Source organism: Pantoea stewartii subsp. stewartii (assembly GCF_008801695.1).
GTDB lineage: Bacteria > Pseudomonadota > Gammaproteobacteria > Enterobacterales > Enterobacteriaceae > Pantoea > Pantoea stewartii.
Map to the genome: position 1 here is coordinate 1 of NZ_VZPF01000201.1, position 1,148 is coordinate 1,148.

General features: G+C 54.4%; 1 protein-coding gene. It reads right to left on the reverse strand.

Going from position 1 to position 1,148, the window contains the following annotated elements; translation table 11 throughout:
* Positions 1–1,148, reverse strand: a 1,148-nt coding sequence (gene tuf, locus F7Q90_RS25700; RefSeq protein ID WP_151161164.1) for an elongation factor Tu, incomplete at both ends; no start/stop codon positions are given.

Genomic DNA, 1,148 nt, shown 5'->3' on the forward strand with positions numbered 1-1,148 from the left:
CCAACGGTACGGCCACCTTCGCGGATTGCGAAGCGCAGACCTTCGTCCATTGCGATTGGGTGGATCAGGGTAACAACCATTTTGATGTTGTCGCCTGGCATAACCATTTCAACGCCTTCTGGCAGCTCTACTGAACCGGTCACGTCAGTGGTACGGAAGTAGAACTGTGGACGGTAGCCCTTGAAGAACGGAGTATGGCGGCCACCTTCGTCTTTAGACAGAACGTAAACTTCTGACTCGAACTTGGTGTGTGGCTTGATGGTGCCTGGCTTCGCCAGAACCTGACCACGCTGGATGTCTTCACGCTTGATACCGCGCAGCAGAACACCACAGTTTTCGCCTGCCTGACCCTGGTCCAGCAGTTTGCGGAACATTTCAACACCGGTACAGGTTGATTTCGCCGTATCTTTGATACCCACGATTTCAACTTCGTCGCCGACTTTAACAACACCGCGCTCAACACGACCGGTTACTACAGTACCACGGCCAGAGATTGAGAATACGTCTTCGATTGGCAGCAGGAACGGCATGTCGATAGCACGAACCGGATCCGGGATGTAGTTGTCAAGGTGGTTAGCCAGCTCAACGATCTTCTCTTCCCACTCTGGGTTGCCTTCCAGCGCTTTCAGTGCTGAACCGCGAACGATTGGAGTGTCGTCGCCCGGGAAGTCGTACTGTGACAGCAGGTCACGGACTTCCATCTCAACCAGTTCCAGCAGCTCTTCGTCATCAACCATGTCACACTTGTTCAGGAACACGATGATGTAAGGAACGCCTACCTGACGACCCAGCAGGATGTGCTCACGGGTCTGCGGCATTGGGCCGTCAGTCGCAGCAACAACCAGGATCGCGCCGTCCATCTGCGCAGCACCGGTGATCATGTTTTTCACATAGTCGGCGTGGCCCGGGCAGTCAACGTGTGCATAGTGGCGAGACGGGGTTTCATACTCAACGTGTGCAGTGTTGATGGTGATACCACGTGCTTTTTCTTCAGGGGTGCTGTCGATCTGGTCGAACGCACGCGCCTGGCCGCCGTTGGTTTTAGCCAGAACGGTGGTGATTGCTGCAGTCAGGGTGGTTTTACCGTGGTCAACGTGACCGATGGTGCCCACGTTTACGTGCAGTTTGTTACGTTGAAATTGCTCTTT